Below are 26835 nucleotides of genomic sequence, written 5' to 3' on the forward strand. Positions count from 1 at the left end.
TCGCGGTCGTCACGAGTGTTGCGGTGGGATGCGGTGGACGCTGATGTCGCGATTGACGATCGTGGCAGATGGCGGACGGCGAAATCGTGCAGGCCTGACGCCCTAGTGGCAGGTGTCTCATCAGCGAGGGACTAGCGTTCCTGCTGACGGCGGTGACAAGAAAGCCCAGTCTCACCGGGGAGAGTACGTATAAGCCGGAAGACCATCGCGCAGGGAAGGCCGGGTTGTTCCCGGTTACACCTGTGGTCCTACCCCGGTGCTTTTTGTTGCACCGGGCCCATGGGTGCAATCGGCACCCGGCTTTCCCTGCGCCCTCTGCAAGATGAGAGGGCAAACGAAATGCAAAACTCGGACAAATCGTGTCGCGAGAATGCGAAGCCACACCCATCGCTGTCATCGCCCGCGAAGGCGGGCGATCCAGTACGCCGCGGCCCATCGGCTCAATCACAACTGTCTCTGGAATACTGGATCGCCGGCGTGTGCGGGCGATGACAGCGAGCACGTGCCCCAAAACAAAAACGCCCCCGCGAGGGGGGCGTTTGCATCTGACCGCAAAAAAGCGATCTGCGCGGACGTTAATCCTTCTTGAGGAAGCCCGAGAACTTCTTCTGGAAGCGCGAGACGCGGCCGCCGCGGTCCATCAGCTGCTGGGTGCCGCCGGTCCAGGCCGGGTGCGACTTGGGGTCGATATCGAGGTTCAGCGTGTCGCCTTCCTTGCCCCAGGTGGTGCGGGTCAGGTATTCGGTGCCGTCGGTCATGACGACCTTAATCGTATGATAATTCGGGTGAATATCGGCTTTCATGGCAGTTCCTTCGGCGCGCCGGCGCCCATCTCAAGAATATCTGGGATACGGGATTTGGCCGGCTCTATAACGCATGGAGGCCCCTAAAACAAGGCCACGAAGCCCACCAAATGTATCGCCGGATTGGGACTTTCCGCCCATTTGCCAGCGGGGGGCGACGGGCCTATCTGGAGGCTGAAAAAACCGGTCTGGATTCATGAGCGTAGCCGAACAGATTGCGACCCCTGACGGCGCCCCGCAGCCCCCTCGCGACGCCCTGCTCGATGAAGAGGCCTTCATCGAGAGCCAGCTCACGGAGCCGGCCCAGAGCCGCGCCCGGCTGCGGCCGCTGCTTGCTCTCGCGCCTTACGTGGCGCGCTACAAGGGACGGGCGATCCTCGCGCTGATCTCGCTAACGGTCGCGGCGATCACCACGCTGATCGTGCCGGTCGCGGTGCGGCGGATGATCGATATGGGCTTCACGCCCGAAGGCATCGCGATGATCAACAGCTATTTCAGCGTGATGATCGCCGTCGTCGCGGTATTGGCCGGCGCCAGCGCCTCGCGCTACTACCTCGTGATGACGATCGGCGAGCGCATCGTCGCCGATCTCCGGCGCGACGTGTTTGCGCACCTGATCGCGCTGTCGCCGTCGTTCTTCGATTCCTCGCGCTCCGGTGAACTGGTATCGCGGCTGACAGCCGACACCACGCAGATCAAGTCGGCGGTCGGCGCCTCGGTTTCGATCGCGCTGCGCAATGTGATGCTGTTCATCGGCGCTGCTGCGATGATGGTGATCACGAGCCCGCGGCTGTCCGGCTTCGTGCTGCTGGCGATCCCGATCATCGTGATCCCGCTGGTCGCGTTCGGCCGCTGGGTCAGGCGGCTGTCGCGCAATGCGCAGGATACGCTGGCGGATGCCAGTGCCTACGCCTCCGAATTGATCGGCGCCATCAGGACCGTGCAGGCCTATACCAGCGAGCGGTTCGCCAACACGCGCTTTGCCCGTGAGGTTGAACAGGCCTATGAGGCGGCGCGCAGCTCGACCAAGGCGCGCGCGGTGCTGACGCTGATCGTCATCTTCATCGTCTTCTCCAGCGTGGTCCTGATCCTCTGGGTCGGTTCGCATGACGTGCTGACGGGAGCGATCAGTCCGGGACGGCTCGGACAATTCATTCTCTATGCCGCCTTTGCCGCGAGCGGCCTCGGCCAGCTCAGCGAGGTCTGGGGCGAGGTCTCGGCCGCGTCGGGCGCCGCCGAGCGGCTGTTCGAGATCCTGCGCGTCAAACCGGAGATCGCTTCTCCCGCCAGACCGCGCGCGCTGCCGCAGCCGCCGCGCGGCGATGTCGGCTTCGATCAGGTCAGCTTCGCCTATCCGACCCGCCCCAATGTGCTTGCCGCCGACGGCGTGTCGCTGTCGGTGCGGTCGGGCGAAAAGGTCGCGATCGTCGGTCCCTCCGGCGCCGGCAAGAGCACGCTGTTCCATCTCTTGCTGCGGTTCTACGATCCGAAGTCGGGCACGATCTCGCTCGATGGCGTGCCGATCCGGGAGACCGATCCGGTCGACGTCCGCGCGCGCATCGCGCTGGTGCCGCAGGATTCCGTCGTGTTTGCGGCAAGCGCGCGCGACAACATCCGCTTCGGCCGCCCCGATGCTGATGATGCCGAGGTCGAGCGCGCCGCCGATCTCGCGCATGCCACCGAATTCCTGCGCCGTCTGCCCGGCGGCTTCGAGGCCCAGCTCGGCGAGCGTGGCGTGACATTGTCGGGCGGCCAGCGCCAGCGCATCGCGATCGCGCGCGCCATCCTGCGCGACGCGCCGCTGCTGCTGCTCGACGAGGCAACCTCGGCGCTCGACGCCGAAAGCGAGACGCTGGTGCAGACCGCGCTGGAAGAGCTGATGCGCCACCGCACCACGCTCGTCATCGCGCATCGCCTCGCGACCGTTTTGTCCTGCGACCGCATCCTGGTGATGGACCAGGGCAAGATCGTCGAGCAGGGCACCCATGCCGAGCTGGTCGCCGCGGGCGGCCTCTACGCGCGGCTGGCGCGGCTGCAGTTCGAGGGGATTTGAAGGGGGAGGCTCGTTTCTGGTCTAGCGAACGGGCGGCCGGTCCAGCAGCGAAAGCATCTCGGCCGTCGTGGTGGTCTCGCCGAGGCGCGGGAAGATGCGTTCGACGCTGTGTTGATGCGCGACGGGATCCATATCGGTCATCGCATCGACCACCAGGGCAACGTGATAGCCATGATCATGCGCGTTGCGGGCGCTGGACTCGACGCCGATGCTGGTGGCGATGCCGGTCAGGACGACCTGGGTCACGCCGCGCCGCCGCAGGAAATGATCGAGCGATGTTCCGTGGAACGCGCCCCATTGCAGCTTCGTCACCCGGTGGTCGTCGGGATGTTGCTCGAGCTCGGGCACCAGTTCGGCCCAATCCGGCGGGAGCTGCAGCTTGTGAGAGACGGCGATACGGCCGGGCGCTTGTCCCGCGACATTCACAAGCACCACAGGAAGGCCATGGCTCCGGAACGCTCGCGCCAATCTTGCATTGTTTGCGGTGATCTGTTCGGCCGGATGCGCCGTCGGCAAGCCGACGATGCCTTTCTGCATGTCGATGACCACGAGAGCGGGGTTCTCGTCGAGCTGAGAGAGCGGCATTGAGAGTCCTTTCAGTGGGGACGCGGGTTGGTATTGGCGGAACGGGAAATCGTTCGATCGAAGATCGTGCCGGCAAAGAGCACGGCGCTGAGCACTCCCATCACGAGCGCCAGGCGATGCAATCCCTGGTCGGTCGCATGCTGGCCATACACGAGCCCAAGGAGGCTGGTCGCCGCGATCGCGCCGATATATTGCGCCGTGCGCTGCAGGCCGGCGGCCGTTCCGATCTCTTCGGCCCGGGCTTGCGTATAGACGGCGGTCTGCGTCGCGGTCGAGAACATGCCCTGAGGCGCGGCAAAGAAGATCACAGCGGTCGCGATCAGCAGCACGGGTGTCGCGCCGTTCAGGAACAGCAGACAGATGCAGCCGATGACGCCGGACCCGATGCTGATCAGGAGCGGCGTCCGGACACTGCCCTTGTGGGTGCCGGCCAGCGAGGAGAGCGCTGCGACGATCGACATCGGGATGGTGATGAGCCCGGCCTCTTTCTCGGTGAAGCCGGCGGCGCTTTCCAGCCACTGCGCGAAGCCGTAGAGGATGCAATAGACCATCATGAGCATCGTCCCCGCGCGAAGGTAGGTCACGGCGAGCGCCCGGTTGCGGGCCAGCATCCGCACGTCGATGAACGGCTGCTTGCGCCGTCTGGAATGCACGACGAGAGCTGTGCAGAAGGCAATCGAGAGCGCGAGTGCGATCCAGATCGGGCGATCAAGGTCCAACAGAAAGATCATCAGGCTCAGCAGAAACGCCGTGAACAGCCCGATGCCGGGCAGATCGAGCTCTTCCAGCAGGCGGCTCAGCCGCTCGGCGGGCCGCTCGTCCTTCGGCACCCACAACAGCACCAGCGCCATGATCCCGAGGGCGATCGGGACATTCACGGTGAAGATCGCGTGCCACCCGAAGGCGGATGTCAGGACGCCGCCGAGAAACGGGCCGATCGCAAGCATCGCGGTGCCGCTCATCGAGAGGACCCCCATTGCGAAGGGCGGCGGCTCGCGGCCAAGCTTGTCCGCCTGCACGCGATAAATCCGCATCGCCGACGGATAGGCTCCCGAGGTTCCGATCCCCAGCAACACGCGCACGACCACCAGGCCGCCCAACGACGGCATGAATCCGGCGAGCAGGCCCGCGAACGCGACGAGCAGAAGGCAGGCGAAATAGATGCGGCGGGGCCCGAACAGGTCGGCCAGGCGGCCCATGGTCGGCTGCGCGATGGCGCTGGTGAGATAGAGCCCCGCGATCAGCCAGCCGGTCTCGGCGACGCTTGCATGAAAATCAGCCGCGATCGACACCAGCGCCGTGGAGATCATCGTGGAGTTGACGGGGTTGAGCGTCGAACCCAGCGCAAGCGGTACGACAAGGCGCATGCCAAAACGCGCTTGCTGTCCTCCAGGAGAGGAGGATTGTGTCGTCAGTTCTTCACTCATGAGTTTGCGAGGCGGCGGATCAGCTCGATCGCGGAGACGAGCGTCTTCTGTTCGGCAGGCGTGAGCTCGGCGACCGCGGTCATCAACCATTCGTGCTTGGCAAGCCTGACCTTGCGCCGGGTCTCGAGACCTTCCGCGGTGAGTGCGAACAGAACCTGCCGCCCGTCGCTCGGATGCGACCGGCGCTCGACGAGCCCTTCCTCTTCCATCGCGCCGAGTGTCGCGCCCATCGATTGGGGCTTCACGGCTTCCGCCCGAGCCAGGTCGGCGATCGTCATGGGGCCAGCCTGTTCGAGCCGCGCCATCACCGCCACCTGCGACCACGTCAGTTCGCGCGTGTTGGTCATGGCCCGCAGCCGGCGCAGCAGCTGGCCCATCACCGGCAGCAGCTCCGTGACGGCAGTTTCGAAGTCCTGTGTTCTTGTCATGCTGAGAGGCATATTATCCAACAGGCAAACTTGCAAGTTAATCTTGCAAGTTTTCCTGTTAAATATTCTCGGTCGCTGATGCCGCCTTCTTGCTCGAGGTCGAGGTGGTTGCGATCCAGCGCCTGTCGCGGCGGATCGGGGTCGTGGTTCCGAACTTTCAGATGGTGCCGGCCTTGCTGCAAGGCTCCGACATAATCGCGTCGCTTCCGTCGCGCGTCCTGGCCGATTTCAGGGGGCTCGTTGCCTTCCCGCCCGCCGATCGCGGTGTCAGGCTTTTCCCTGCATTGGCCTGGTACCGGCGGCGCGCGAAGGACGTGGCATTACAACATGCCGGGACAATCCTGACCACCTTGTTGCGATAAGAGGGCGATGCCTTTTTGTGTGTTGGCGCCGTGCGTCGCGGGTCGTAAATCGTCTCCAGAGCGGCCGCGGGCCGTGGGACGTGAATTTTTGGAATGCAGGAGTGGGCAATATGGGTGGTTTGGTGATCAGCGGCGGCCGGGTGGTGGATCCGGCCAGCGGGATGGACGCTGTCGGCGATGTGGCGGTGCTGGATGGCCGGATCGCCGCTGTCGGCACCGGGCTCGGCGGCGCTGAACGGCAGATTGACGCGACCGGGCTCGTGGTGGCGCCCGGCTTCATCGACCTGCACGCGCACGGCCAGACGATCCCGGCCGACCGCATGCAGGCCTTTGACGGGGTGACGACGACGCTCGACCTCGAGGCCGGCGTGCTGCCGGTTGCATCCTGGTATCAGCGCCAGGCTGAGAAGGGACGCGTGCTGAATTACGGCGCCGCCACCAACTGGGCCTTCGCGCGGATCGGCGCGATGACCGGCTCGAATGCGGAAAGCTCGCTGGAAGCATTCGGCAATGCGATGCGCGACCGCCGCTGGATCGACAATGTCGCCAGCGATACCGAGATTGCCGGCATCCTCGAGCGCATTGCGGGCGGTCTGAACGAGGGCGGCATCGGCATCGGCATTCTCAATGCCTATGCCCCGGGCGCCGGCGTCCAGGAACTCACGGCCGTGTGCCAATTGGCGGCGGCGCAAAATGTGCCGACCTTCACCCACGTCGCCTACATGTCGCGCATCGACCCGGAAAGTGCGGCCGAGGCCTATATCCGCCTGATCGGCTATGCCGGCGCCACCGGCGCGCATATGCACATCTGCCACTTCAACTCGTCGAGCAAGACGGATATCGAGCGTTGTGTCGCGTTGATCGCCAAGGCTCAGGCGCAGGGCCTGCCGATCACGGTCGAGGCCTATCCTTACGGTACCGGTTCGACCGTACTGGCGGCGGCGTTCTTCAGCGATCCCAAATTCGAGGAGCGCAATGGGCTAGGCTATGACACGGTGCAACGCGTGACCGACGGGCATCGCTTCCGCGACCGTGAGGAATTGTTGGCGGCGCAGGCGGAAGAGCCCTCGACGCTGGTGCTTTGGCATGTGCTTGATATCGAGAACAACCCGCACCATCGCGACCTCCTCGACATGGCGGTGCTGTATCCCGGCGGCGCGATCGCGTCCGATGCAATGCCGTGGACGCTGCCGGACGGAAGCGTCTACAAGGGCGACGCGTGGCCGCTACCGGAGGACGCGACCTCGCATCCGCGCTCGGCGGGTTGTTTCACCCGCTTCATCCGCGAATGGGTGCGCGAGCGCCGGAAGGTGTCGTTGCTCGAAGGCATCCGCAAATGCGCGCTGATCCCGGCGGAGATCCTCTCTGCCAGCACGCCGGCGATGCGTAACAAAGGCCGGCTGCACCCGGGTGCCGATGCCGACATCGTGGCGTTCGACTTCGAGACGCTGAGCGATCGCGCGACCTTCACTGCGATGAACCGCGCGTCGGAGGGCGTCCGGCACCTGGTCGTCAGCGGCCAGCCGCTGATATCAGATGGCGTGATGGATGTGGCAGCGCGGCCCGGCCGGCCGGTGCGCCGGCCAGTCGTTGCCGAGAGCTGATTGTGCCGGTCCCGATCCTGCTCGTCGCGGGCTTCCTGGGGGCGGGCAAGACCACGGTCGTGAATCATCTGCTGGCGCATGCGCAGGGCAGGCGGATCGCCGCCGTGGTCAACGATTTCGGCGCTGTTAACATCGATGCGGAGCTGATCGCCGGTGCCAGCGACGGCGTGGTGAGCCTGAGCAATGGCTGCATCTGCTGCTCGCTGGAAGGCGATCTGCTCCGCACCATCGCCACGCTGCTGCGGCGCGATCCGCGCCCTGAATTCATCGTGATCGAAACCAGCGGGGTGGCCGATCCCGCCGACATCGTGCGCAACCTGATGGACCCGGTGATCTGGAAGGAAGCACCGCTCGAAACCGTGCTATGCGTGGTGGATGCAACGCGGCCGACGGCTGCGTTGAACGATGCGCTGGTGCGATCCCAGCTGCGCGCCGCCGATGTGGTGGCGCTGAACAAGGTGGACCTGGTGGACGCGGAGGCGCGCATGCAGATGCACGATGCCATCCGGGCGCTGCGTCCGGCTGTGGTGGTGGTCGATGCGGTGCACGGCGAGGTCCCCACGGCGCTGCTGTTTCCTGCGGATATCGATCGCGTGCCGCAGCCACGGGAGGCGGCACCCCCGCGGCCGGTGGTCGATCGGTTCGAGACCTTGAGCTGGACGTCGGAGCGGCCGGTGCGATTGCCGCGATTTCAGCAGGCGATCGGCCGGCTGGCGCCGAAGCTCGCGCGCGCGAAGGGATTGTTCGAGACGGTGGAGCAGCCCGGGCGGCTGATGGTATTTCAACTCGCGGGCGGACGGGCGACACTGGCGGCGGGTGGCATGTCGGCGCCGGGCGTGCCGCGAACACGGATCGTGTTCATTGCGGAGCTTGGCGTTCTGTCGCGCGCGGAGATCGACGGGATCATGGAAGGGTGCGTCGACGTCGGATGAAGATTTCACTGCAGCTCGTCGGGTTCGCCGAACCATTGCGACGCGCGGCTTGAGTAGCCTGCGCAAGGTCCGGGGCAGCTTCACCGGCCCAGGCGACAAAACCATCGGGGCGCACCAGCACGGCGCTCAACCCCAGCCGGTCCTTGACGTCGCCTGCGACATACGCGATCCGGCCGCTCCAGCGGCTCGCAAGCGCCCGAAGCGGCGACCACGCGTCAAAGTCGAGCAACAGACCTCTTCCCGTCCGGAGGAGTTCGTCCGCGAAAAATCTCACCGCCCGCGCGAATGGTCACGTCTTCGCCCGATTGGTCGAGATCCTCGACGCCGAGGCCGCGCCTGATCTCGACGCCAATCGTGGTCGCGCGAGCGGATTCGAGGTGCTCCATCTCGACCGCGATGCTGCCGCTGGCAGGACCTGGCAAGCGATACGGCCATTTCGAGGATTCGATGGTGTCGTGGAAAAACTGGATACCGGCGAAATGGCCGCCAGGGCGGCGCGGCTGTTGCATCCAGTGAGCCGATGTCGAAGCGCTGCTTTGGCCGGAGTCGTCTTTCGCACGCGACGGCGTCGCGATGTCGCCCAACAGCCCACGACGATGGAAGGCTTCGATGGTCGGCGCGGAAAGGCCGCGCATGCCGAATGGAAGCCGCTTCAGCGGGCAGTGCATGTTCTCGTTTTGTTCCAGCACCGCGGAACGGCCGCAGGGGCTGCGAGAACGCAAGCGGCAGGAGACGTCCGAGCGGATCATCGAGAAGGGTTTGAAACTGTTCGTGAAGAACGGATACGAAGCCCCGACGCTCGATGCGATCGCGCAGGCAGCCGGCATCTCGCGCCGGACGTTCTTCTACTATTTCAAGTCCAAGGAGGACGTGCTGCTGGCCGCGCACGATAGCGGCTTCCGGGAAGCGCTCGGGCCCGCGATGCTCGACGAGCCTCCCGATCAAGCTCCTCTCGAAGCCGTCCAGAAGTGCCTGATCAAGCTCGCGTCACACTACGAGACCAAGGAGTCCGTCGTCTTCGACCGCCTGATGCAATCGACCGAAGCGCTCCGCGCGCGGAAGGAAGTCGTTTTCGTCGAGACGGAGCAGATCCTGCTGGAAGCGATGTGCGAGCTTTGGCCGGCGCCGGCGCGACGGGCTTCGGCTGGTCGCGATGGTGGCGATGGGGACGCTGCGGCTGGCCCCCGAAAAGTGGAAACAGAACGACGCGGCGCACCCGTTGGCCTATTACATCCGTCAGGGGTTCACGCTCCTGGCAAAACAGTTTTGATTGCCGCGCGACGCATCATGCCGACGCTCGCTGCGGAGAAAATAGTCAAAACCGAAACGACAGCCCCGAATAGACCTGCGCCTTCGGAGAATTCCTGTTTAATCCCAGATTGAGACCGATATCGACGATACTGTGCTTGTCGAGCTTGAAATTTGCCCCGAGATCGAAGGTGTAGACCGGGCGCGTCGCCGGGTCGGTGCCGGCAGAGGAATACAACTCGACCGTCGCATTGACGCCATCGAGGCCGGGTACCGGATGGCTGACGCCGATCAGGTTGACGAAGTTGGTGTAGCGGCCGTTGCCGGTTGCGGTTTTCAACACGTCAATCTCGGTCATCAACGTGATGATGTAATCCGCCGGCCGCAGGGCCAACGGCGCGATCAGGCCGCCTTCGACGGCGCCATTGCTGATAAGCGGCGCGGCGGAAGGCAGCTTGACATAGGGAATGAGAGCGAGCCCCGCGAACCCGCTATCATTGCCGAACAGGTTCATCTTGGTGCGCAGGAACACATCGCCGAAGCCGCTGCCGTCAATGGTCGTGCGACCCGACGCGGTGTCGAATAAGCGTGTATATTGCAGCCCGTTGAACTGCACTTCGACATCCATCCAGTCGGTCAGCCCAAGCTTGAAGTTCGGGTCGAGCGCCTGGATGCCGCGGGTGATGGTGCCCTGGCCGTTCGAATAGGTATAGCTGGCGAAATCGGTCTCGATCTCGACATGGCCGGCATCGACGGTGCGAACCGAAAACCCCTTTGCCGGGCGATCGGGCGTGAACTTCCGCATCTCGTCATCGGGCGTTGGATTGAAGAGCGTATAGCCGCTCTTGTCCGGCACAGGATCGGATGGCGGCGCGGCATCATCCGCGTGGGTCGGTTGCACGGCGGACGCCAGCATGCCCATCACAAGGCCCGTGAGGCCCGCCGCGCGCGGCGCAGACGGGCGGCTTCCCCGGATCATCGCACGCACCATCTGGACCTCGCCGGCATCCAGTATGCTCGGCGACGGAGCCGCCAGGCCGCCACGGCCTACGGATCCAGCTCCGTATCCCAGTAGAGGTAGTCGAGCCAGCTGTCGTGCAGATAGTTCGGCGGGAACAGCCGGCCGTTGCGGTGCAACTGGTGCACGGTCGGCGCATACGGCGCCTGCCTCGGAAACATCCTGGCCTGCTGCGGCGTCAGGTTGCCCTTTCGCAGATTGCAGGGCGAGCAGGCGGCGACGACGTTCTCCCAGGTGGTCTGGCCACCCTTGCTCCGTGGAATGATGTGATCGAAGGTGAGGTCGTCATCCGCCGAGCAGTATTGGCAGATGAAGCGGTCGCGGAGGAAGACGTTGAAGCGGGTGAAGGCGGGGTGGGTGGTCGGCTTGACGAAGGATTTGAGGGATACGACGCTGGGCAGCTGGATTTCGAAGGACGGACTTCGTACCGCCCTGTCGTAATACTCGACGATGTTCACGCGATCGAGAAACACCGCCTTGATCGCGTCCTGCCAGGACCAGAGCGATAGCGGGTAGTAACTCAGCGGCCGGAAGTCCGCATTCAGCACAAGCACCGGCCAACCGCCTTGCGAGACATGTGCGTTCAAATAACGCTCCTGACTCCCATTAGCTGCGAAGCAGCATGCACTCACATACTACAGGCAGCGTGACGGGATTGTGAAGAGCAATGAGCCGCTTATCCGCGGTTTGGTCGCCATGTTCCTGCCGCGATTGCATACCGGCCACAAGGCCCGCTAAAGGGAGCCGCAGGCCCTTTTTTCGCCTGCTGACGGACCCTGCTGATGACCACCACGTCCCGCTACCTCGAGGCGCCTCGCCGATTGCGCGCGTTCGTGCGCGCCCACGAAACCAGCCTGGTGGTGCTGGCCGTCCTGATCGGAGCCGTTGGCGGGCTTGTGGTCGCGACCATGAGCGGGCTGGTCTCGGTGCTGCATGCGGTGCTGTTCAATTTGCCGTGGGGCGAGCGGCTCTCAAGCCAGCCGAGCATCGATCCGATTCGCGCGCTCGCGGTTCCGGCGCTCGGCGGCCTGCTGCTGGGATTCGCGTTCCTCCTCCTGCTCCGCTGGCGGCCGGCGCGCGAGATCGACCCGATCGAGGCCAATGCGCTCTATGGGGGGCGGATGTCGTTCCGCGGCAGCGTGATCGTGGCGTTGCAGACGATCTGGTCGAGCGGCGTCGGCGCGTCGGTGGGTCTCGAGGCCGGCTATACCCAGCTTGCGAGCGGCCTCGCCTCCTCGCTCGGCCGTGGCTTCCACCTCCGCCGCAACGACCAGCGCATCATGGTCGGATGCGGCGCCGCGGCGGCGATCGCCGGCGCTTTCGGCGCGCCGCTGGCAGGCGCGTTCTACGCTTTCGAACTCGTGATCGGGGGCTATACGCCGGCGAGCTTGGCTCCGGTCGGCGTGGCGGCGGTATCGGGCTATTTCGTCGCTCACGCCTTCTCGCCGCTGTCGCTCGGGGTCGGTGTCGGCACCGTCGGCGACGTACTCGGGCGGGATCTCGCGATCGCCGCGCTGCTCGGCGTGGCCGCAGCGCTCACCGGTATCGTGATCATGCGCGGGGTGGCGCTGTGCGAGGCGCTGCTCGCCAAGACCCGCCTGTGGTCGCCGCTGCGTCCGGCGGTCGGCGGGCTCGCGGTCGGCGGCATGGCGCTGGTGACGCCGCAGGTGATGTCGTCGGGCCACGGCGCGCTGCATTTCGCAGGCATCGTGGCAATGCCGCTCGCCTTCATCGCCGGCGTGTTCGCGCTGAAGGCGATCGCCTCCATCATCTCGCTCGGCAGCGGCTTCCGCGGCGGCCTGTTTTTCGCAACCCTGTTCATGGGCGCGCTCGGCGGCCGGCTGTTCGCGGCCGGCGTCGACATCGTGTGGCCGGGGCTGAACCTCGATCCGAACGCCTATGCGGTGATCGGCATGAGCGCGCTGTCGGCCTCGGTGATCGGCGGTCCGCTGACGATGTCGTTCATCGCGCTGGAATCGACCGGCAATCTCTGGCTCTCGACCGCGGTGCTGGTCGCCGTCATCATCTCGACCACGATCACGCGCGAGCTATTCGGCTATTCGTTCGCGACCTGGCGGCTGCATCTGCGCGGTGAGACCATCCGCAGCGCCGCCGATGTCGGCTGGATCCGTGATCTCACCGTCGTCAGGATGATGCGGCAGGACGTGACGACGGTGGACGCCGCGATGCCGATCGAGACGTTTCGCGAAAAATTCCCGCCAGGCTCGAAGACCCAGGTGGTGGCGGTCGACGGCGCGGGGCATTACGCGGGGCTGGTGCTGATCGCGGAGGCGCATGCGCCCGACATGGAGGCCGAGAAGGGGCTCGTCGGCATCCTGCGGCATGCCGACGTCGCGCTGCATCCGATGATGAACATCCAGGAGGCGATCGCGGTGTTCGACGCGGCCGAAGCGGAATCACTCGCCGTGATCGAGGCCGATGGCGATCGGCGGCCGATCGGGACCCTCTCCGAGGCGCATGCGATGCGGCGCTACGCGGAAGAATCCGAGCAGCGCCGCCGCGAGGTGATCGGAGATCTTTGATTTCGCCTGTAGCCCGGATGTATGGGCAGGGGCGTTCGACATTACGCCGAAATCTTCTCCAGCTTCTGCAAACACCGCGTCACGCGCACCGATGCCGGCATTTCGGTGTCCGGAAAACTCGTCTTCCAGTCGGTGACGCCGACTTCGCCGATATAGATGTCACCCCTGGAATCCAACGCGATGCCGTGCGGCGCCAGGAATTTTCCGGTCTCGATGCCGGGACCATGCTCGCCGCCGAGGCGGGCGATGCGCTTGCCTTTGGCGTCGACGATCGACAGCCGCGGGCCGAGATTGGGCACCTTGCGGTTGACCGCCATGCCGGGGCCGAGCTCGCCGATGAGGAAGGTCGGCTGCTTGCCGCCCCTGTAGCAGCACAGCGCGCAGGGCCGGTGCAGATTGTTCCACTGCGTCTCGTATTTGCCGTTGCCGTCGAACACCTGCACGCGATGGTTCTCGCGGTCGGCAACGTAGACGAAGCCGTCGGCGTCGGTCGCGATGTTGTGCACGATGTTGAACTGGCCCGGATCGGTGCCGGGTTCGCCCCAGGTTTTGATCAGCTTGCCGTCCGGCGTGTATTTGTGGACGCAGGCATTGCCATAGCCGTCGGAGACGTAGATCTCGCCCTTCGGCGACAGCGCGGTGTGGGTGCAGCGGTGGAACGGCTCGCCGCTCATGAACGGCGCCGGCTCGTTCGGGATGCCGATGGTCAGCAGCACCTTGCCGTCGGCTGAGCATTTACGCACGGTGTGGTCGCCGTCATCGGTGCAGTAGAGATTGTCATCGGCATCGATGTGCAGGCCGTGGGCGCGGGAGAACACGGCTTCGCCCCAGCTCCTGATGAAGTTTCCCTCGCGGTCCAGCACCACCATGGGATGTTCGCCGCGGTTGAAGACATAGATGCGGTCGCGGCTGTCGACCGCGACCGAGGCGACGTCGGTCAGGCTCCAGCCGTCGGGCAGTTTTGCGAAATTCTCCACGACGCGGTAGCGATGCTCGCCGGTGCCGAGAATGGTTGGCATGCGTTTTCTCCCCTCGCGATGTCATTCCGGGATGGTCCGAAGGACCAGACCCGGAATCTCGAGATTCTCAGGTGCGCAATTGCGCACCATGGTTCGTCCTTCGGATGCCCCGGAATGACAGTGGTGGGTTTACGACAACTTCGCCACCGGTCCCACATCGCGCGGCAACAACCCGGCCTCGATCGCCTTGATCTGCAGCGCGAGGTATTGCGAGTTGATGCGGCATTGCGCGAGGCTGCCGGCGATGAACCACAGGCCTGGCTGCGGCGTGCGCGTGTACATGTTGCGCAGCTCCTGGCCGTCGCCAAAACCCCAGATCGGACCGACCCGCGCCGCCATCGCCTCGCCGAACAACTTCTTCACCAGTTCTTCCTGCGGCCGGTAGCCGGTCGCGAGCACGATGAGGTCGGCCGCGACAGTATCGCCGTCCTTCAGCCGCGCGCCGTCGCTGACGAACGTCTCGATATCGGAGAACTGGGCGAGCTTGATCGCGCCGCCGGCGACGAGATCGGCGCTGCCGACGTTGAAATAATAGCCGCCGCCGCGGGTCAGGTACTTGAACTGCCAGCCGGTGCCGCCGTCGCCGAAATCGAGCTTGAAGCCGACGCGCGCGAGTCCGTCGAGCAGTTCCTTGTCGAGCTCCTTCGACTGCTCGGTGATCAGCACATGGCTGCGCTTGGAGAGTGCCAGCGGCATCGAGGTCGCGATCAGATCATTGTCCTCGAGCGTGCCTTCGTTGTAGGCGGCGTAGGCGAGCTGTGCCGACGGCTCGATATTGGTGATCAGCGTCGAGGAGCGCTGCACCAGCGTGACCGCAGCCCCCGAGGAATGCAGATCCTGCGCGATGTCGTGGCCGCTGTTGCCGGTGCCGATCACCAGCGCGCGCTTGCCGTGCCAGTCCTCGCCGTCCTCGTAGCGGCTGGAATGCATGACCTTGCCGGCAAAATTTGTCAGGCCGGGAATATCGGGCAGGTTCGGGATGCCGCTGACGCCGGTCGCCATCACGACATGGCGCGGCTGCATCTTGCGCGCCGTGCCGTCGGCGCGGCGCAGCTCCACATTCCAATGTCCGCCCGCGTCATCATAGCTGCCGCCGGCGAATTCCGTGCCGGTCCAGAAATTCAGCTCCATGGCGTCGACGTAAGCTTCGAACCAGTTGGCGAGCTTGTCCTTCGGGATGTAGACGGGCCAGTTCGGCGGGAACGGCATGTAAGGCATGTGATTGACCTGCACCTGGTTGTGCAGGGTCAGCGCATGATAGCGCTTGCGCCAATTGTCGCCGACACGCGCCTCGCGGTCGACGATCAGCGTGTCGATCCCGAGCTGCTTCAGCCGCGCGGCGATCACAAGTCCCGCCTGTCCTCCGCCGACAACGAGGACATCAGGATCGCGGTCGGCATATTCGGCCGACGCCTTGCGCAGGTCGAGCCAGTTAGGGCCGCGGAAGTCGCGTGAATAGGCCTGCCCGCGCGGCCGTGTGTGGCCCTGCTGCTCCTCAAACCCCTTGAGCTCCTCCAGCGCGGTGAGCAGCGTCCAGGCCTTCAGGCGGTCGTCGTCGGCGGCGTCGGGGATCAGCCGCACGATGCCGTGGCCGCGGCCGATCGCCGTCTCGAACTTGAAGATCGCCTCGATCGCGTTGGTTCCCGCCCGTATCACCCGCCGCGGCGCGGCGCGATCGGCGTCGATGCGGAAAGTGTGCGGCGCGCTGCGTCGCGCATGCGCGGGCAGTTCTTCGAGGATCGCAAAGGCGCGGTTGACGGTCTGGATGTTCCAGCTCAGCGCCAGCACGTCGCGCCAGTGGCTGTCGGGATGGAACAGAGGCTTCAGAAGAACGTCGTCTGGGCTCGCCAGCGCGTCTTCGAACTGCACAAGCCAATTGTCGGCGGCAACCGAAATATCGTCCGTCTTGTCGAGCATCCGGCGTCTCTCGTCCCTAGAGCGTTTTCGAGCGAAGTGGATACCGGTTGGCGTAAAGAAAACGCGTCAAAAGAAAACCCAGAGTCCCGCTCCGATTGCATCGGAACGGGGTCGGGCCGTCTGTGCGGCGTCCACCTGGACCAGAACCTATACCCATTCGGCGGCCTGCAGAAAGGGCGTGGCGAGATGCCGCCTATTCGGCCAGCGACAGGATCAGGCCTTGATCCGGCGGGACGCGGCCATTGAGGGTATCGAGATAGGCCTGTCGCACCGCCTCGGGTCCGCGTCGCTCGACCACCTCGAGCCACTCCGGCAGATGCGGCGCGAGCCCTGCCCATGCCGCGCCGAAGCGCTGCTCGATACCGCCCGGGCCCCATTCCTTGGCCCGTTTGCGAATCTGGTCGGGCGCGAAGAACCAGACCGGCTTGGCGCCGGGCAAAACGGCCTCGTCGGGAGCGCTCGCGCGATGGGTCAGTCCGACCCGGCCGGAATATTTCATCTGCTCGCCAAAGTGCCGGTGCAGCGTCTCACGTAGTGCGCTGTTGCCGGCCATGTCGACATAGGCGACCGGCTTCGCATCGGGCATCGCGGTGACGCGGTCATAGGTGACGACCTCGTCATAGCAGCCGAGTGAGGTGACGAAATCGACATTGCCTTTGGAGGTCAACCCAATCACCCGGATGCCGAGTTGCTTGTGCAGCAGATGGGCGAGACCGAACGCGGTCTTGCTCGACGCCGACGACAGGATCACGCTGCTGGCGCCGAAGAAATCATTCTCGGCGAGGAAATCGTCGACTAGGAATGACAACATGAACAGAGGCACCATTAGTGCGCGGTAGTCGCCTTGCCGGCCGGCATAGGTCGGGTCGCCGGTGACGCGCGCGTAATTGTTATAGACCGGCGATACCTCTTGCCGGTGCGCGGCGGCATCGCGCAGGCCGCGCTTGCCGACGTCGGCGGCCTCGATGACGAGGTGTGTCGCCATCGGGAAATAGCCGAACAAAATTTCACCGACTGCGACGTTGGGATGTTTCGAGGCGATCACCTCGCCCAAGCCCCAGACCGGGACGATGCCGTAACCATCAGGTGCCGGGAATAATTGCCAATATTTCAGCTGGTCGCCGATCACGGCGTAAGTGATGTTGTTGGCGGTGAGCGCGAAGCGCGTGACGTTCACCAGCAGCGCTTCGGTCGGCAAGTCCGCGGCTTCAGGCAATTGCGTCTCGATCACCTTGCATTGCTGCAGATCGTTGCGGATGACGATGAAGTCCGTGGATTTCATGACGGTGCTCCCGGCTACGATGCGCCCGCATCATTGGGTCGAACGATGACTTCTTGCAACAGCAACAAAGTTTGAAACGTCGTTCGTTTCGCCGTCACTCCGCCGCGTGAAGGCCCCCGTCGCGGTAGAGATCGCGCAGCTTGCGCTTGAAGATCTTGCCGGTGGCCTCGCGGGGCAGGGCGTCCAGGAACTGGACGTCCCTCGGCACCTTGAAATTGGCGAGCTTGCCGCGCAGGAAATCCTTGATGGCGGCGACCGTGAGCGCCGCGCCGGCTTCCGGCTCGACGCAGGCGAACAGCCGCTCGCCATATTCGTCGTCGGGAACGCCGAACACCGCGCAGTCGCGCACGCCTGCCATGCCGATCAGCGCATTCTCGATTTCGGCGGGATAGATGTTGACGCCGCCCGAGATCACCATGTCGCGCTTGCGGTCGCACAGGAATACATAACCGTCGGCGTCGAGATAGCCGACATCGCCGACGCTGACGAGGCCGTCGCGGTCAGCCTCGGCGCGCGCCCTGGCGTTGCCGTGATAGTCGAAATCCGACAGCGCCGTCTGACGCATGAATATCTCCCCGGGCTCGCCGACGTCGCACGGCGTGCCGTCGGGCCGGAATATCCTGACGATGCCGCCCTCGATCGCGCGGCCGACGGTGCCGGGCTTCGCCAGCGCTTCCGCCGCCGTATGCCAGATCGGGATGCCGGTCTCGGTGGCACCGAGATATTCGTTGATCACGAGGCCCCACCACTCGATCATCGCGCGCTTGACCTGGACCGGGCAGGGTGCCGCGCCGTGGACGATGAAGCGCAGCGACGACAGGTCGTAGCGGCGGCGTGTCTCCTCCGGCAGGCGCAACAGCCGCACGAACATGGTCGGCACCATGTGCATGTGGCTGACGTGGTGGCGTTCAGTCAGTTGCAGCAGGTCCTCGGGATCGAAACGCGGCTCCAGCACGATGGTGCAGCCGCAGCGGAAGGCGAACATGCCGTAGGAGTGCGGGGCCGAATGGTACATCGGCCCGTTCATCAGGACCACCTGGTCGTCGTCCGGCTTGATGCCAAAGGTGATGGTGCCGATGTGCGCAGCGGCCAACTGTTGCTCGGGCGGCAGTGGCTTGCGCCGCACACCCTTCGGCAGGCCTGTCGTGCCTGATGTGTAGAACATCGGCGCGGCGCCGACCGGCGCGTCGGTGAGAGGCTGGTGGGTGTCGCGCCAATGGTCCCAGTCGGTCAGGCCGTCAGGCACGCGCGCAAGGTCCGGCGTCACGCCATAGGTCGCGGCGATCTCCGGCGGTGTCGTCACGACCAGCAGCTTGATCCCGGCCGGCAAACCATCCCGGATCTGCGGCAACAGGTCGGCGTGACAGACCAGCGTGTCGGCGCCAGAGTCGGAGAGGATGTAGGCGACCTCCTCGGCCTTGAGATGCCAGTTGATCGGTACCACCGGACTGCCGAGCGCGGCCGATGCCGCGACCACCTCGAACAGCGCGAAGTCATTGCGCAGCATCATGCCGACCGGCTTGCCGTCGCCCACGCCGAGTTCACGGAAGCCGTTGGCCGCCCGCGCAATGCGGGCGTGAATGTCGCTATAGCTGATGCGCCGCTCGCCGCTGATGATCATGTCGTACCCTCTCGGCGCTCACCCGGAGGTCAGGCGCTGGCCCGCAAGAAATTGTTGCGCGCCTCGGTGTACTCCGCCTTAAGCCGTCCCACCAGTTCGGCGACCGGCGGGGCGTCGGTGATCTGGCCGATGCCCTGGCCCGAGCCCCAGATGTCACGCCACGCCTTGGCCTTGGTGTTGCCGCCGGAGCCGAAGTTCATGCTGGATTTGTCGGCGACCGGCAGGTTGTCGGGATCGAGTCCGGCTGCTGCGATCGACGGCCCGAGATAGTTGCCATGCACGCCGGTGAACAGGTTCGAATAGACGATGTCGTGCGCCGCATGCGCGGTCAGCCCCTGCTTGTACCTGATATCGGCGTTGGCCTCCTCGGTCGCGATGAAGCGGGTGCCGATATAGGCGAGATCGGCGCCGAGCGCGAGCGCGGACGCGATGCTCCAGCCGTCGGAGATCGCACCCGACAGCAGGATCGTGCCCTTGAACCATTGCTTGACCTCGCGGACCAGCGCGAACGGCGACAGCGTGCCGGCGTGCCCGCCGGCGCAGACCAGGATCAGCCCGTCGACGCCCTGCTGGGCAGCCTTGCGCGCGTGCTTCACATTGATGACGTCGTGGAACACCACGCCGCCATAGGAATGCGCGGCTTCGACGATCTCGGACGGCGGCCGCAGCGAGGTGATGATGATGGGAACCTTGTGCTTCACGCAGGTTTCCATGTCGCGCATCAGCCGGTCGTTGGAGGCGTGGCAAATCTGGTTGACCGCATAGGGCGCGACCTTCTTCTCCGGATGCAACGCCTGGTATTCGCCGAGCTCGTTCTCGATCCGGGTCAGCCACTCGTGGAGCTTTTCGACCGGGCGGGCGTTCAGCGCCGGGAACGAGCCGACGATGCCGGCCTTGCACTGCGCGATCACGAGCTCAGGTCCCGAGACGATGAAAAGCGGCGAGCCGACGACCGGCAGTTCAAGCTTGTTGGCGAGTGAAACGGGTAGCGGCGTCCTGGATCCTCCACGCGCATGCCGATCGGCCGATGGCCGGGCGGATCGCGTCCTGTTGTGATGGCTGGAGCCATGGCTCTGTCGCGAGGATGCTGGATCAAGAATGAACCTAGGTGACCGGGCTTTTCGGCAAAGCTTGCGCGTCTCAATTCCTGCGGTAGGTGGCTATCTGCCAGACGTTCGCCCAGGAATCCCGGACCGTGGCTCGTCTGTCACCATAAGGCATATCGGCGGGAGTCTCGATCGCTTCTGCGCCTGCAGCAATCGCCCGCTGATAGGTCTCGTCCGCGTCTTCAACATAGACATGGAGAAAGGCCGGCATTGCCTCTCGTGCGTCTCCGCCGTCGCTGATCAGGATAATCGAATCTCCGATTCGGACTTCGGTTGGCGCTCCGAACCGAAGTTCGCCTTCCGCACCGAAAACGACTCTCAAGAATCCGGCCAAGCCAGCGACGTCGCTCGTGAAGATTCTCGGCACTACGGAAGGCCAGCCGACGGGTTTGGATTGGCTCATGTCCCTGCCTCTGACCAAGCAACGACGGTGCGTTGTCGATCAAGGTTACCACGAAGGTAGTCACGTCGTCTTGTGGCCGATGGCGGAAGCGACCGGCTAGTCTAACGATGTCCGCTCACGCGGGGGAAAGCAGACCTCGTACGCAAGACCGTCCGACTTCCGAGTCTGACCCAGGCTGTGTAAAAACGTCTTTCCTCCCCCAAAAACTGCACGCAACCGGGGACTATCCGTGTCAGACACGACGGTCTGAGCATATTTTTGCTTTGTCGGGTCCAGAGTCAACCCGGCCGCAAGCCCGGGCCACGCTGGCTACCTGAACGGTCACACGATACGCATAACAACACGAACTCTTCACGCCCGGATTGCCATCAGGAGTGGCTTGATGCCGACGATGTTCATTACGCGCGTGAGGTTGTAGGCGAGTACGTTCAGCGCCATTTCGGTCGCTACATTGGGCAACCGCTTCATTAGAAAGTGCGTCGCACCCATCCGCATCTTCAGTGTGGCGAACGGGTGCTCGACGGTTTCGCGGCGCACACGCATGGCTTGCGGGTTCTGATCGAGCCGCGTCTGCGCGGCCTCGACGACATGTTCATGTTCCCAGCGCTTGATGCGGCGCTCGTTGGACGTTGTGCATTGATCCTTGAACGGGCAGATGCGGCACGCCTTCGTCAAGTAAATCCGCATTTTCTGGCCATCTTCGTCAGCGGTGAAGTGGTGCGCCAGCTTCTCGCCGGCCGGGCAGCGGTAGACATCGTCCTCGGCCAAATAAACAAAATCAGATTTCCCAAAACGGCCTGCCGACTTGGCGCCCGAGGTCTGCGGCTTGGGCAGAGTGACCGCGACCCCGGCCCGTTCGCAGGCCAGGATTTCTTCACCTTTAAAGTAGCCCCGATCCGCCACGACGTCCAAGTTACCGCTGCACAGCGCGGCTTTCGCCGCCTGCGCCATCGTCGCCAGTTGCGATCTATCGGTGCCGACGTTGGTGACCTCGTGCGCGACAATCAGATGGTTCGTGGTGTCGACCGCACTTTGTACGTTGTAGGCGACCATGCCTGAGCCGCGTCCGCTCGTTGCCATCGAGCGGCAATCGGGATCGGTCAGCGATATCTGCTTGTCGGGCGAGGCGAGCAATGCCTTCTCAATCGCGGCCAGCCGTTTTACCTCTTCTTCTAGCTTCGCCAGCTTTTCCTTAAGCCGCGTCTTGGTCAGAAGCACCGTTTCCGACGGCTCTTCTCCTGCGGCAGTCTGACGGTCGGCGGTGTCGAGTTGGTTCATGTAGCGCGCCACGCTCTCTTCGATCTGCTTCTGGCGGCGCTGGATCTTGCCCTGCGTGAAGTTGTTGTCGCGACTGTTCACGGCCTTGAACTTGCTGCCGTCGATGGCAACGCTGGCCTTCGTCAGCAAGCCCATCTTGCGGCACAACGCAACGAATTGCGCGCAAACTTTCCTGATCGCTGGGCCATTGTCCTTGCGGAAGTCCGCGATCGTTTTGTGATCCGGAGCGAGCCGTCCGGTCAACCACATCACCTCGATATTGCGGCCAGCCTCGCGCTCCAGCCGCCGGCTCGATTGGACCCGGTTGAGGTAGCCGTAAATGTAGAGCTTGAGCATCGGCGATGGATGATACGCCGGCCGGCCGGTCGCTGCAGGATCAACACCATCGAACCCGAGGTCGCGCAGTTCCAACGCATCCACGAACACATCGACCGCCCGAATAGAATTGCCCTCGTCGACCCAATCATCGAGGCATCCCGGCAACAGCGTCGTCTGCTGGCGATCCGCCCCTTGAACGAAACCCTGCATCTCTTCCCCCGCCGATTCAGCAAGAGAATCATAGCATCGACTGGGTTTTCACACAGCCTGGACCCAAACCGGAAGCCGCGCTTCCAATCAAATGCAGCTATTCTAGCACTATATCAGTTAGTTGAAATTCGATGGCTTAAGCGTCGTAGCATAGTGATCGAAACGCATCGTGAAAGTCGCACGCCCTCGGCTCCTAGAGCGCAGGCTATTCACGTAGCCGAACATGTTCGTGAGCGGCACCATCGCGGTGATGACGTTGGCGTTGCCGCGCATGTCTTGGCCCTGAATCTGGCCGTGCCGCGAACTCAAGTCGCCGATGACCGAGCCCGTGCAGTCTTCTGGGGTCACCGTCAAATTTCCGGATGTTCCAACATAGAGACAGAGCAACTCGCTCGAAGGCACTTTACTTCGCGTTGGCGATGACGCCTTCGCGTTTCCTGAGCACGCGATAGTAGGCCCACCACAGATGCGCCGCCGCGCCGCGCAGCGGTCGCCACGGTTCGGCGAGCGGCGCCATCTGCTTCGGCGTCGGCCGTTCCTTCAGCCCGAGGCCGACCTTGACGGCTTCCTGCACGGCAAGGTCGCCGGCCGGCCAGGCGTCGCCATGGCCAAGGCAGAACAGCAAATAGACGTCGGCGGTCCACGGGCCGATGCCGGGCAGCGCGGTCAGCGTGTTGTGCGCGGCGTCAGCCTCTTCATTGGCGAGCACGTCGAGGTTCAGCCGCTCATCGGCGAGCTCGCGCGCGATATGCTTCAGCGTCTTGATCTTGGCCGCTGACAGCCCGAGCCGGCCAAGCCGGTCGGCGCGGGCTTTGCGGATCGAATCGTGATGGAACGGATCGAACGCCGTGCTGACGCGTCCCCAGATCGCCGCCGCGCTTGCGGTGGAGAGCTGCTGGCCGCAGATGATCGCGGCAAGGCCGGCAAAGCCCGGCTCGCGCTGGCGGATCGCCGGCATGCCGGTCAGTTCAAGGATCGGCCGAAGACGCCGGTCCTGATCAACGAGCTTGTGGATCGCGTCGTCGAGGTCGCCCTGGGTTTCGAGGTGGATCAGCATGTGGGGATCAGCATCAGTTTGTCACGCGCAGGCTTGACCCGCGCATCAATCTCCTATCGTAACAGAGTCTTGTTCAGATGGATTGCCGGGATAGGCGAGCGGAAGCGACGCCGTCCTTCAGACGTCTATGCCCGGCAATGACACGTGACCAACCGCCATGCCACACGTTTTCCGGTTTGCGCCGAGCCCGAACGGTTACCTTCACCTTGGCCATGCCTATTCGGCGTTGCTCAATTTCGACCTGGCGCGACAGTCGGGCGGGCGCTTCCTGCTGCGGATCGAGGATATCGACACGACGCGCTGCCGGCCGGAGTTCGAGGAGGCGATCTATGAAGACCTCGCCTGGCTCGGCATCTCCTGGGAGAGCCCGGTGCGGTTGCAATCGGAGCATCTTGCCGCCTATCGCGAGGCGATCGACCGCCTCTCGGCGCAGGGGCTGATCTATCCGAGCTTCGAGAGCCGTGCCGAGATCGCGCGGCTTGTCGCCGACGGGGAAGCCCGCGGCGCGTGGCCCCACGATCCCGATGGCGCGCCGATCTATCCGGGCACGGCCAAATCGCTGTCAGCAGGCGAGCGCGACCAGCTGATCGGAAAGGGCATGCCCTTTGCGCTACGGCTCGACATGGCGGCGGCGTTGGCGCGCACAGGCCAATTGCACTGGCGCGAGCAGGGTGAAGGTCCCACCGGCGAGACCGGAGACGTCGCCGCCCGGCCCGAGGCCTGGGGTGACGTCATCCTGGCGCGCAAGGAGACCCCGACCAGCTACCACCTCTCCGTCGTGATCGACGACGCCCTGCAGGGGGTTACCGACGTGGTGCGCGGAACGGACCTGTTCTGGTCGACCAGTTTCCATCGCCTGCTGCAGGATCTGCTCGGTCTGTCCGCACCGGCGTACCGGCATCACGCGTTGATCCGTGACGAGGTCGGCCAAAAGCTCTCGAAATCAACCTGGGCGACCGGACTGCGCGAATTACGCGCGGAAGGCGTGAGTCCGGCCGACATTCGCCGCCTGGTAGGCCTGCCGTAGTTTTGCGGTTGGGAATCCGGCGACGCCGCCGTGACTCCGATGCTGCGGGCATGGCATGCTGTCTCCGGGCAGGGACAACGGAGACCATGGCGTTACCATCGCGCGGACGGCGCAGCTCGCGGCAACTGAAGAAGAAGCCGCCGAAAAAGCGCGTCCCGGCAAAGGCCAAGCCGCGCCGCAAGCCTGCCCTCGCGAAGTCTGCCGCAAAGCCTGAATCCGGCATGATCGAGACGGCGCTCGCCGCCTTTGCCCACGAGGTGCGCACGCCGCTAACCGGGATCCTCGCGATCAGCAATCTGCTCGCAACCTCCGATCTCGGCGAGCGCGAGCGGCGCTGGGTCGACACCATCAAGGCCGGCGCGGAACATCTGGCGAACCTGGCGACGGTGTTTGTCGACGCCGCCCGGAGCGAGGGGCCGGGGCTCGAGGTCCGGCAGGATTTCTTCGATCTGCGGACGCTGGCGCGCAACGCCGGCGATTCGCTGGCCGGCCGTGCCGCGGCCAAGGGACTGCAGGCGTCCGTCGAGGTCGCTGACAAACTGCCCGCCTTCGCGGTCGGCGATCCCGTCCGCCTGCGGGCGGCGCTGGAAAACCTGATCGACAATGCCGTCAAGTTCACCGAGCAGGGGCGCGTCGCGCTGCACGTCGCGCCGATCCGTGCGACCAAAGGCAGGATCGGCGTCGTCTTCGCGGTCTCCGACAGCGGTATCGGCCTGTCGCTGAAGGAGGCGAAGCGGCTGTTCCGGCCGTTCTCGCAGGCCAATGTTTCGATCGCCGCACGATTCGGCGGCGCCGGGCTTGGCCTCTCGTCGGTCAAGCAGCTCGCGCGCGCCATGGGTGGCGACATCGTCGCCGGCGAGCGCAAGGGCGGCGGCACCGTGTTCACGCTGACCGTGTTGCTGACGCCGGCCGCGGGGCCGGTCACCATCATGTCCGATGGTGATGCGGCCGGAGCGATGCAGCCGCTGCGGCTGCTCAGCGTCGAGGACAATCCGTTCGGCCGCGTCGTGCTCAATACGATCCTGACCGAACTCGGGCATCACACTGAATTTGTCGGTCAGGGCGAGGCGGCGCCTGATCGGCTCGGACAGGGCGCCTTCGACGCGGTGTTGATGGATATGGTGCTGCCGGGCATCGGCGGGGTCGAGGCGATCACGCGGATCCGCGCGCTGCCGCCGCCGCACGGCGGCATCGCGATCATCGGGATTTCCGGCCGCGGCGAGGATGAGGCCGCCGCGCGCGCCGCCGGCGCCGACGCCTTCCTGATCAAACCTGTGTCTCCGCGGGCGTTAGCGACTGCGCTGCTTGAAGCGACACGCCGCGCGGCAGCCGCGACTTGATGATCGCCGCGTTCAACTCGCCGCCAAAGACGAAGATCGCGGCGATGAAATACAGGAACACCAGCGCGATGACCACCGAGGCGAGCCCGGCATACATCGTGACGTAATTGTTGGCGAAGCGCGCCAGATACATGCCGAAGCCGATGCCCGAGAGCAGCGACGCCACCATGGTGAAGATGATGCCCGGCAGGATCTGCGTAAAGCCGCGGCGGCCGGCCGGCAGCCAGGCATGCAGGATGAAGAGCGCGACGACGAGCGCCAGGATAGTGATTCCGTAGCGGGCGGTGTTGAGCATGCTCTCGTTGGATTCGACGAAGAACGGGATGTAACGCCGCGCCGCTTCCAGCATCAGCGGCCCGAGCACGATCAGGAACGCCATCGCCAGCGACGTGACCGCCGCGACCAGCGTGTAGCCGATCGACTCCAGCCGCAGCCAGTACCAGCGCCGCGGCTCGCTCACGGCATAGGCCCGGTTTAGCGCCACCCGCAGCGCCTCGACGCCGTTGGAGGCGAAGTAGACCGCAAGCACCGCGCCGATGGTCAGAATGTCGCCGCGGGTCTTGGTCAACACATCGTGGATCTGGCCGGACAGTGCTTCGGCGACCCGCGCCGGCCAGACCTCCAGCAACAGCCCGACCGCCTGGTCGGCGAGTTCCTTGGAGCCGAAGAAGCCGGCCAGCGACGTCAGCACGATCAGGAACGGAAACAGCGCCATCAGGCTCGACAGCGCGATATGGCTCGCGATCGCCCAGCCGTCATCGGCGAGGAACGTGTAAAAGGCATCCATCACGACGTGGGTGACGTAACGAAGCTGCTTCACATTCCACCCGGCAAACGCCTCGATCCGAAAACTGGCCCAGCTTCTGATATTACGCGGCGAAATGCCAGTTGGTTGCACCGCCGGGGTGTGTGGAAGTCCGCCTCATGCGGTGTTATGTACCTTGGATGACATCCTTTCTCAGCATGATCGTCCTTCCCATCGCCGTCGGCGCCGTGGCGCTGGTATTGCTGCTCGGCCTCATCAACATGATGAGGGGCGGCTCGCCAAATCGTTCGCAGAATCTGATGCGGATGCGCGTCCTGCTGCAGTTCATCGCGATCGTCATCACCATGGTCACGGTCTGGGCGATGGGGCACTAAAGCGATGCGCAAAGCATCACTTGTTCGAATAGCAGCCGCGACGGAACTGGACTCCCTCTCCCGCAAGCAAGCGGGAGAGGTGCAGCGAACCCGTTGCACCAATTCGATCTGATT

At 64.6% G+C, this 26835-nt stretch carries 25 protein-coding genes and 2 pseudogenes; 9 read left to right on the forward strand and 18 right to left on the reverse strand.

Annotated features, from left to right (window positions below):
- Positions 1–575 precede the first annotated feature (575 nt).
- On the reverse strand, positions 576–803 hold the full coding sequence (gene rpmE / locus ACP2YO_RS05495; RefSeq protein WP_426439783.1) for a 50S ribosomal protein L31: 228 nt from the start codon (positions 801–803) through the stop codon (positions 576–578).
- A 196-nt stretch (positions 804–999) separates the two neighbouring features.
- Here rpmE and ACP2YO_RS05500 point away from each other — a divergent pair, with 196 nt between their 5' ends.
- A complete protein-coding gene (locus tag ACP2YO_RS05500) occupies positions 1000–2856 on the forward strand; it encodes an ABC transporter ATP-binding protein/permease (protein WP_426439785.1) in 1857 nt (618 codons plus the stop codon).
- Between the two features lie 21 nt (positions 2857–2877).
- On the opposite strand, the gene ACP2YO_RS05505 is transcribed toward ACP2YO_RS05500, so the two are convergent.
- The 3 genes from ACP2YO_RS05505 to ACP2YO_RS05515 are packed head-to-tail and all read right to left on the reverse strand — an operon-like array spanning position 2878 to position 5245.
- Positions 2878–3441 (reverse strand): isochorismatase family protein, encoded by a 564-nt coding sequence (locus tag ACP2YO_RS05505; protein ID WP_426439787.1) that lies wholly within the window; start codon positions 3439–3441, stop codon positions 2878–2880.
- Positions 3442–3452: 11 nt separating this feature from the next.
- Complete coding sequence (locus ACP2YO_RS05510; protein WP_426439789.1) at positions 3453–4808, reverse strand: MFS transporter; 1356 nt, start codon at positions 4806–4808, stop codon at positions 3453–3455.
- A 56-nt stretch (positions 4809–4864) separates the two neighbouring features.
- The gene (locus tag ACP2YO_RS05515) at positions 4865–5245 is read right to left on the reverse strand and encodes a MarR family winged helix-turn-helix transcriptional regulator (RefSeq protein WP_426439791.1); all 381 of its coding nucleotides are present in this window, start codon (positions 5243–5245) and stop codon (positions 4865–4867) included.
- A 140-nt stretch (positions 5246–5385) separates the two neighbouring features.
- Between ACP2YO_RS05515 and ACP2YO_RS05520 the strand changes: the two genes are divergently transcribed.
- The 3 genes from ACP2YO_RS05520 to ACP2YO_RS05530 all read left to right on the forward strand — a co-directional run bounded on the left by ACP2YO_RS05520 (position 5386) and on the right by ACP2YO_RS05530 (position 8194).
- On the forward strand, positions 5386–5658 hold the full coding sequence (locus ACP2YO_RS05520) for a hypothetical protein (protein ID WP_426439793.1): 273 nt from the start codon (positions 5386–5388) through the stop codon (positions 5656–5658).
- Positions 5659–5768: 110 nt separating this feature from the next.
- Entirely contained in the window at positions 5769–7262 is a 1494-nt protein-coding gene (locus ACP2YO_RS05525; RefSeq protein WP_426439795.1) for an amidohydrolase family protein, read from the forward strand.
- A gap of 2 nt (positions 7263–7264) precedes the next feature.
- On the forward strand, positions 7265–8194 hold the full coding sequence (locus ACP2YO_RS05530; RefSeq protein ID WP_426439797.1) for a CobW family GTP-binding protein: 930 nt from the start codon (positions 7265–7267) through the stop codon (positions 8192–8194).
- Here ACP2YO_RS05530 and ACP2YO_RS05535 read toward each other — a convergent pair.
- Entirely contained in the window at positions 8166–8468 is a 303-nt protein-coding gene (locus ACP2YO_RS05535; protein WP_426439799.1) for a hypothetical protein, read from the reverse strand. The genes ACP2YO_RS05530 and ACP2YO_RS05535 overlap by 29 nt on opposite strands.
- A pseudogene (locus tag ACP2YO_RS05540) lies at positions 8416–8943 on the reverse strand (FAD-dependent oxidoreductase); the annotation flags it as partial. The pseudogene ACP2YO_RS05540 and the gene ACP2YO_RS05535, both read right to left, overlap by 53 nt.
- Here ACP2YO_RS05540 and ACP2YO_RS05545 point away from each other — a divergent pair.
- Positions 8828–9577, forward strand: a complete 750-nt coding sequence (locus tag ACP2YO_RS05545; protein WP_426439801.1) for a TetR/AcrR family transcriptional regulator — start codon at positions 8828–8830, stop codon at positions 9575–9577. The pseudogene ACP2YO_RS05540 and the gene ACP2YO_RS05545 sit on opposite strands and share 116 nt — an antisense overlap.
- Here ACP2YO_RS05545 and ACP2YO_RS05550 read toward each other — a convergent pair.
- Positions 9510–10433, reverse strand: coding sequence for a transporter (locus tag ACP2YO_RS05550; RefSeq protein ID WP_426439803.1), 924 nt, complete (start codon positions 10431–10433; stop codon positions 9510–9512). The genes ACP2YO_RS05545 and ACP2YO_RS05550 overlap by 68 nt on opposite strands.
- Before the next feature lie 56 nt (positions 10434–10489).
- A complete protein-coding gene (locus tag ACP2YO_RS05555; RefSeq protein WP_426439805.1) occupies positions 10490–11047 on the reverse strand; it encodes an HNH endonuclease in 558 nt (185 codons plus the stop codon).
- A gap of 195 nt (positions 11048–11242) precedes the next feature.
- Here ACP2YO_RS05555 and ACP2YO_RS05560 point away from each other — a divergent pair, with 195 nt between their 5' ends.
- A complete protein-coding gene (locus ACP2YO_RS05560) occupies positions 11243–13003 on the forward strand; it encodes a chloride channel protein (protein WP_426439807.1) in 1761 nt (586 codons plus the stop codon).
- 41 nt (positions 13004–13044) lie between these two features.
- On the opposite strand, the gene ACP2YO_RS05565 is transcribed toward ACP2YO_RS05560, so the two are convergent.
- The 9 genes and pseudogenes from ACP2YO_RS05565 to ACP2YO_RS05605 all read right to left on the reverse strand — a co-directional run bounded on the left by ACP2YO_RS05565 (position 13045) and on the right by ACP2YO_RS05605 (position 23214).
- Positions 13045–14022 (reverse strand): peptidyl-alpha-hydroxyglycine alpha-amidating lyase family protein, encoded by a 978-nt coding sequence (locus ACP2YO_RS05565; protein ID WP_426439809.1) that lies wholly within the window; start codon positions 14020–14022, stop codon positions 13045–13047.
- 129 nt (positions 14023–14151) lie between these two features.
- On the reverse strand, positions 14152–15939 hold the full coding sequence (locus tag ACP2YO_RS05570; RefSeq protein ID WP_426439811.1) for a flavin-containing monooxygenase: 1788 nt from the start codon (positions 15937–15939) through the stop codon (positions 14152–14154).
- 193 nt (positions 15940–16132) lie between these two features.
- Positions 16133–17221: a DUF2855 family protein gene (locus ACP2YO_RS05575; protein WP_426439813.1), complete on the reverse strand. Its 1089-nt coding sequence runs from the start codon at positions 17219–17221 to the stop codon at positions 16133–16135.
- 94 nt (positions 17222–17315) lie between these two features.
- On the reverse strand, positions 17316–18842 hold the full coding sequence (locus ACP2YO_RS05580) for an acyl-CoA synthetase (RefSeq protein ID WP_426439815.1): 1527 nt from the start codon (positions 18840–18842) through the stop codon (positions 17316–17318).
- Between the two features lie 29 nt (positions 18843–18871).
- Complete coding sequence (locus ACP2YO_RS05585) at positions 18872–19801, reverse strand: NAD(P)H-dependent flavin oxidoreductase (protein WP_426443078.1); 930 nt, start codon at positions 19799–19801, stop codon at positions 18872–18874.
- A 181-nt stretch (positions 19802–19982) separates the two neighbouring features.
- Entirely contained in the window at positions 19983–20351 is a 369-nt protein-coding gene (locus tag ACP2YO_RS05590; RefSeq protein ID WP_426439817.1) for a VOC family protein, read from the reverse strand.
- Positions 20352–20702: 351 nt separating this feature from the next.
- Complete coding sequence (locus tag ACP2YO_RS05595) at positions 20703–22157, reverse strand: IS1182 family transposase (RefSeq protein ID WP_426439819.1); 1455 nt, start codon at positions 22155–22157, stop codon at positions 20703–20705.
- Positions 22158–22274: 117 nt separating this feature from the next.
- A pseudogene (fusA, locus tag ACP2YO_RS05600) lies at positions 22275–22505 on the reverse strand (elongation factor G); the annotation flags it as partial.
- Positions 22506–22560: 55 nt separating this feature from the next.
- The gene (locus ACP2YO_RS05605; RefSeq protein ID WP_426439821.1) at positions 22561–23214 is read right to left on the reverse strand and encodes a DNA-3-methyladenine glycosylase family protein; all 654 of its coding nucleotides are present in this window, start codon (positions 23212–23214) and stop codon (positions 22561–22563) included.
- A gap of 157 nt (positions 23215–23371) precedes the next feature.
- Between ACP2YO_RS05605 and gluQRS the strand changes: the two genes are divergently transcribed.
- Both gluQRS and ACP2YO_RS05615 read left to right on the forward strand, forming a co-directional pair.
- The gene (gluQRS, locus tag ACP2YO_RS05610; RefSeq protein WP_426439823.1) at positions 23372–24241 is read left to right on the forward strand and encodes a tRNA glutamyl-Q(34) synthetase GluQRS; all 870 of its coding nucleotides are present in this window, start codon (positions 23372–23374) and stop codon (positions 24239–24241) included.
- Between the two features lie 86 nt (positions 24242–24327).
- On the forward strand, positions 24328–25581 hold the full coding sequence (locus ACP2YO_RS05615; RefSeq protein ID WP_426439825.1) for an ATP-binding protein: 1254 nt from the start codon (positions 24328–24330) through the stop codon (positions 25579–25581).
- Here the strand turns inward: ACP2YO_RS05615 and ACP2YO_RS05620 are convergent.
- On the reverse strand, positions 25508–26368 hold the full coding sequence (locus tag ACP2YO_RS05620) for a YihY/virulence factor BrkB family protein (protein WP_426443079.1): 861 nt from the start codon (positions 26366–26368) through the stop codon (positions 25508–25510). The genes ACP2YO_RS05615 and ACP2YO_RS05620 overlap by 74 nt on opposite strands.
- A gap of 158 nt (positions 26369–26526) precedes the next feature.
- Here ACP2YO_RS05620 and ACP2YO_RS05625 point away from each other — a divergent pair, with 158 nt between their 5' ends.
- Entirely contained in the window at positions 26527–26721 is a 195-nt protein-coding gene (locus ACP2YO_RS05625) for a twin transmembrane helix small protein (protein WP_426439827.1), read from the forward strand.
- The last annotated feature ends 114 nt before the right edge of the window (positions 26722–26835 follow it).

Source organism: Bradyrhizobium genosp. P, from assembly GCF_049949265.1.
GTDB lineage: Bacteria > Pseudomonadota > Alphaproteobacteria > Rhizobiales > Xanthobacteraceae > Bradyrhizobium.